The 6,025-nt window shown below is 47.1% G+C and carries 6 protein-coding genes; 1 reads left to right on the top strand and 5 read right to left on the bottom strand.

Going from position 1 to position 6,025, the window contains the following annotated elements; genetic code table 11:
* Positions 1 to 783, top strand: a 783-nt coding sequence (locus C7B77_RS21765; RefSeq protein ID WP_146138442.1) for a GAF domain-containing protein, incomplete at its 5' end; no start/stop codon positions are given.
* 93 nt (positions 784 to 876) lie between these two features.
* Here the strand turns inward: C7B77_RS21765 and C7B77_RS21760 are convergent.
* From C7B77_RS21760 to C7B77_RS21740, 5 genes are all read right to left on the bottom strand, one after another.
* Entirely contained in the window at positions 877 to 1,524 is a 648-nt protein-coding gene (locus C7B77_RS21760) for a response regulator (protein WP_106309786.1), read from the bottom strand.
* Positions 1,521 to 2,687 (bottom strand): sensor histidine kinase, encoded by a 1,167-nt coding sequence (locus C7B77_RS21755; protein ID WP_106309783.1) that lies wholly within the window; start codon positions 2,685 to 2,687, stop codon positions 1,521 to 1,523. The genes C7B77_RS21760 and C7B77_RS21755 overlap by 4 nt, the downstream gene beginning before the upstream one ends.
* 17 nt (positions 2,688 to 2,704) lie before the next feature.
* A complete protein-coding gene (locus C7B77_RS21750; protein WP_106309780.1) occupies positions 2,705 to 3,379 on the bottom strand; it encodes a DevA family ABC transporter ATP-binding protein in 675 nt (224 codons plus the stop codon).
* Positions 3,380 to 3,534: 155 nt separating this feature from the next.
* Positions 3,535 to 4,707, bottom strand: coding sequence for an ABC transporter permease DevC (gene devC, locus C7B77_RS21745; RefSeq protein ID WP_106309777.1), 1,173 nt, complete (start codon positions 4,705 to 4,707; stop codon positions 3,535 to 3,537).
* The coding region (locus tag C7B77_RS21740; protein WP_245894306.1) for an HlyD family efflux transporter periplasmic adaptor subunit at positions 4,704 to 6,025 on the bottom strand (1,322 nt) is incomplete at its 5' end. The genes devC and C7B77_RS21740, both read right to left, overlap by 4 nt.

Genomic DNA, 6,025 nt, shown 5'->3' with positions numbered 1-6,025 from the left:
TGGGAGATTGATTTTATCATCAATCGCGGGGTTATCTATGGATTGTGGACTACCGTATTAGCCGCAGTCTGGGCGGCAACCGCCAAGTTATTGGAAATGATGTTTGCCAAGGTTATCGGGATCGGTGCAGGCCCGATTGCCGCTGGGTTAGCAGTTTTGGGAATCGGGTTAATTTTCGGCCCTTTACGCACCAGACTGGAAGTTTGGGTCAACCATAACTTCTATGCTCACAAACTAAATCTCAGTCGTGATTTCGTCGAATTCTTACCGGAAGCCCGCGCGACGATCGACTGTTCGGAACTATTGCAGATTCTGATTCGGCGAACGCTCGAAATTCTCCACATTTTGCACGGAGCCATTTTTTTGAAGGATGCAGCAGATCGACTGCAATTAGCAGAGATTCAGAATTTATCGCCGCAAGCGGCGCAGTCGATTGACTGGGAGGGATCGCTCAAACTGCTGCAAAAAGGTGAGGTAATCCAACAATCCGGACACAGTGAATTTTCGCTCCTGGTGCCGCTGATGCTGCAAAGAGGAGAACGCTTGGAGCTGATTGGCGTGCTCGCGCTCGGTGCCCGACAAGATGGACGGCAGTATTCGATCGACGAATTATGGACTTTTAAAACGCTGGCAAATCGCGCTGGTACGGCCATCTACATCGCTCAACTCAATATGGAAAATACCCTGAAAGTCAGACAACAAATTACTGCACTTGAGGAACGGGTCAAATTATTGGAAGCTCGTTATCCTCCTGAAATGAATCCGCGTTCGGATCGAGGCTAAAAAACGATCGAGCCTGGATGGGGAGTTTTATCGATCGATCTTTTTTCAGCATTCTCCATTTGCCCCAAATCTTTCAAGAATTGGGTTGGGTCATCAGAGGGTTCCGGGTAAGTGCTGTTTAGCCCAGAGTGCGGCTTGGGTGCGATCGCGCAAATACAGTTTACTCAATACTTGAGTAACGTTGTTTCTCACGGTGCCTTCACTCAGGTGCAAATGGTTAGCGATTTCGCGATTGCTAAACCCGCGACCAATTAATAGCAAAACGTCTCGTTCCCTTTGGTTGAGTGCGCTTAAGCTTTCGGAGGCAGCCTTGTCCGCTGGCAAGGGATTAATTTGGGCAAAAACTTTGGGGGCAATAGTCGGGCCTAGCTGACTATAGCCCTGCTGGAGAGAACGGATGGCAGTAGCTAATTGTTCTGAAGGGGTACTTTTGAGTAAGTAGCCCAAGGCACCAGCTTGGAGAGATTGCCAGATATATTCGTCTTCATCAAAAGTTGTCAACACCAAAATTCCGATCCAGGGATAACATTGATGGATATGCCTGGTTGCTTCTACTCCATTACAAATGGGCATCCGGATATCCATCAAAATGACATCGGGTTGTAGTTGTGCGGCTAAGGCGATCGCCTCTTGTCCATTGCAGGCTTGACCGACCACATGCAGATCGTCCTCTAGGTCTAGCAAGGTTGCTAAACCCTGACGAAACATATCTAGATCGTCGGCAATCAGTAAGTTAATCATGTGGCCATGAGGGGAATGGATAGAGAAATTTGGGTACCACACTGGGGCGAACTGTCTACTTGGAGGCGACCGCCGAGTAATTGGGCGCGTTGAGTCATGTTTCGCAACCCAAATCCGGTATTGACATCTGTCGGTTCAAAGCCACGACCGTTATCCTGGAGCTGAATCCACAGGTGTTGTCGATCGTAACCGCTACGTAGAGAGACTTCAGTTGAGACTGCATGTTTATGGATATTTGTCAATGCTTCTTGCAAAATACAGAATAATTGACGGCTGGTTTGGAGTGGTAATTGGGGTAAGTCTAGCTGGACGTGAATATTCACAGCGGGACGGAATCGATCGATCGAAACTTGCAGGGACTTTTGGAGATCGAACGGCTCATTATGAATATTTTGCAGGGCTAAACGGACATCTTGAAGGCATTGGGTAGTTAATTGTTTGGCGCGATCGATCGCCTGTCCGGTTTGAAAGGGGTCGCGCTGTTGGAGTTTTTGGGCGAGTTCGAGTTGAATATCCAAAGCGGTGAGACTATGCCCTAAAGCATCATGAATTTCCCGAGCGATCCGTTGTCGTTCTAAATTTGCCGCCAAACTTTTGACTTCTTCAGCGAGCAGGACGGTTTGAATCCGACTGCGTTGCTCTGCCAACACCAAATTACTTAATAAAATGCAGAAGACACTCGCGCCAATATAATAGCTAACTTGTTCGGCGATCGCCAGATGTGGTGTTGCGGGTAGTGTAATTCCCTGCTGGGCAGCTAAGGTCTTAATGTGGCTATAGTTTAAAACAAGGCCAAGATTGTGAATAATGCCACCGATTGAAACAGTAAAAATGACACTCCGTAAATCTAACAAGAAGGAAATTTTCACAATTGTCCAATACAGCAACAGATCTGAGCCGTTACCCGTGATATTGGCGAGAATAATCGCTGCCATATTGACACCAGCATAAGTCTGGCGATGCAAAATTGGCTGTTCTAGAGGAATGCGGCTGCTGAATAGCACGACTAAACCACAGAACAGAGCAAAGTATAAATTGCTCGCACTAAATTCTAGCTCGCGATCGTTGACAAATTTGAGAAAGATTGTCACGCCTAAGAGTGTTAGCTCGATCCGTTGGAGAACTTTGGCCATAGGATGAATGGTCGGATTGAAAACATGCATTGTGTGAGGGCACCTCCTTAGGAAATCAGACAGCCATCTTCCATGTGAATAATGCGATTGGCTACATCCAAAATGCGATTGTCATGAGTCACCATTAAAATGGTGCAACCTCGCTCTTTTGCGAGGTTCTGCATAATTTGCACTACCTCGCGTCCGGAGTGGCTATCGAGAGCGGCGGTAGGTTCGTCAGCAAGAATTAACTGCGGGTTGGCCACCAATGCACGGGCGATCGCGACCCGTTGTTTTTGACCGCCAGAGAGGTTGTCTGGGTAATAGTGCGTGCGATCGCCTAATCCTACTAGATTTAAGATCTCGATCGCTAATGCTTTGCGGTTTTTCATCTGCGGTTGGAGTTTCAGCGGCATCGTGACATTTTCCCAAGCCGTCAAACTCTTTAACAAGTTGTGTGACTGAAAAATAAATCCGATCTGGCTCCGCGTTTTTACTAATTGTTTGGAGCTAGCACCATGTAGTTCTCGATCGAGAATTTTTAAGCTACCTGACTGCGTAGAGCGTAAGGCTCCAATTAGAGTTAAGAGCGTGGTTTTACCGCTCCCAGAGGGGCCAGTGAGGATGATAATCTCGCCTGGATAAATTTCTAGGTTAATATCGACCAATACGGGTTTTTCCAGGTTCCCTTTCCCAAAACTATGGTTGAGATTTTGAATTTGAATTGTTGGTAGAACTGACATAATTGACATCCTCAGATCTTGCCTTAAGACAAAGTTATTAGTGTTTTAGTGGATAGTGGATAGTGGATAGTGGATAATTTTAGTACTTAGGAGTAAATCTCGCTCGATCTGGAGGTTCTCTTCAGAGCGTGAGCTGCTGGTGAAAGATGTGGAGATTAGAATACATCGGCTGGATCGGCGGAGTGTAGTTTATTGGAGGCGATTGCTGCCGAGAGCAGGCACATCAGTAGGGTCAGCAAAAAGACACTCAGTGCTAGATCCCATTGCATCAGCAGCTCTAAGCGGGTTAAGACTGTCAGCAATCGATACATACCGATCGTGGCAATAAACCCTGGAATATAGCCTAGCACTGCTAACAAAGCAGCCTCTTGGAAAATTACCAGCAGTAGAGAGCGTCCGGAATAACCAATGGCTTTGAGGGTGGCATATTCGGATAGATGATCGCTGACATCGCTGTACAACACTTGATAAACGATCGCCACACCGACTACAAAGCCCATCGCCGCACCAAACCCAAAAATTACGCTGGTGGGATTTTCATCTTGATATTTGAGTTCTTTTTCTTTAAGTTCTTTATATGTCAGGGCTTCCAATCCTGGTACATGCTTTTGAATCCCTTGCTTGAGTGCCACGAGATCGGTACCGGGACGGACGTGAATAATGCCTACTGCGACATTATTTAATGCCGCAGTCCCAAAAATTTCTGCATAGGTCGAGTCGCTGGTGACCACATTCCCATCCCCCAGAAAAAACGAAGATCCTAAGCTAAACAGACCGCGAACCGAGACCTGACGGTTGTTCAAAAAAGCAGATGCCGATGACTTAGTTTCGATCTGCTCGGGAATTGGGCCTAATTCTGGTCGGGATAAGCGATCGAATAAAAAGGTGAAAGGTTCGGAGAGGTTTAACTGCTGGCGGTTTACCTCTGGCAAATCAAAAATCTTAATTTTGGGATTGTAGGCAAAAACACGAGTGTTGTAGGAAATTTGCTCTTTGTTATAAGCCCAGTTACCGATCCCGATGTATAAAGGTTCTGCTGAGACAATGCCCTCAAACGCCGCTGCCTGATAGAGCAGAGTGCGATCGAAGGTATTCGCACTAATATACTTGGATTCGGGGTTCATTACAAATAAGTTCCCACGTAAATTCTCTGGCAGCACTGTTGCCCCTCCAGCAAAGAGATTGACAAACCCCAACTGCATAAAAATTAGTACATTGGCAAAGGCAATCCCACCCATGGCTACAGCCATGCGGGTTTTTTGATGAGATAGCTGCGCCCATGCTAAGGGTCTTTCCCGCATCGTCAAAAACTTCCCGATATTTTTCATGGCTTGAAAGGAATGCGTACCCGCACCTGAATGTTGGTCAATTGAGCTACTTTGAGACTATCGGCTGGGGCAATCCGGACTTTGACAGTGACAATGCGGGCTTCTTTATCTGAGGCTGGATTAGTGCCAGCCACTTCTTGGGCTTGCTTGCGACCCACTTGTAAGCCGATTTGCTCTACCACACCTTGGAGCGATCCCTTAAAACTGTTGTATTCGCTAGTGATGACGGCTGGTTGACCTGCTTTAATTTTGCTGATATCAATTTCGGGAACTTCAACTGACGCATACATGCGATCTGTTTGAGCTAGCTCGACAATCCCCTGAGTGGTGTTGACTTGTTCGCCGATCCGAGTATTAATTTTGAGAATTTGACCAGCAACGGGTACGCGCACCTCCGAATCTCGGAGTGCGGCTTGTTTTTGTTCGACTGCTATTTTGGCTTTTTCTAGTTGTGCTTGCGCCAAAATGACATCAGAAGGACGTACTTCTTGTAATTCGGCTAGCTTTGCCCGCTCTTGTTCGATTTCGGCATTCAGGGTTTGAATGGTTTGCTCTAGTTCTGCCTGTCTTTCATTGAGTGTTTCTCGCGCTGCGAGCAAATCGGCTTTGGTCTTATCCAGTTGAATTTTAACTTCGATTTCTTTTTCACGCAGTGCTGCTCGTGCGGAAGCTAAATCTTCAGCGGCTTTGTCTAATTGGGTCTGAGTATCAACTTGTCTTTCACGCACGGATGCCTGAGCCGAAGTCACGGCTTCGAGTGCTTTATCGAGTTGTGAGTTGCTAATGGCACCAGATTCATAGAGAACTTGATTGCGTCGATATTCTTCTTGGGCATTACTCAATCGGGCTTTAGCACCGAGCGTGGAGTCACCAGTCCGATCGAATTTCTGGCGACGCTGATACTCAGCTTCGGCATTTGACAACTTTGCCCGCGCACTGAGCAGTCCCACCTCAGTTTCAAATAATCGAGACCGTTGCTGATAATCTGTTTCCGCATTCCGCAGCCGCGCGACAGCACTGACGATCGCCGCTTCTTGTCGTTTGCGCGTACTGGTCAATTGGGCTTGAAGTCTAGCAATTACAGCATTTTGGGCTGTAACTTGAGATTTTTTGACGTCAATACGCGTAACTCTGCCCAATTCCACTTGCCGTAACTTAACATCCGTCAGGGCATCTCGTAAATCGGCTTGCTTGCGATCGATGCCTTGCAATACGGCAATGACTTGGTTTTTCTGGACTCGATCGCCCTCTTTGACTAGCATCCGATCGACGCGGCTGTCTTGGGCATTGGTTACCGACAACTTGATGACTTCTCCAT

The organism is Chamaesiphon polymorphus CCALA 037 (genome assembly GCF_003003845.1).
Taxonomy (GTDB): Bacteria; Cyanobacteriota; Cyanobacteriia; order Cyanobacteriales; family Chamaesiphonaceae; genus Chamaesiphon; species Chamaesiphon polymorphus.
This window is presented reverse-complemented; position numbering and strand designations above follow the sequence as displayed.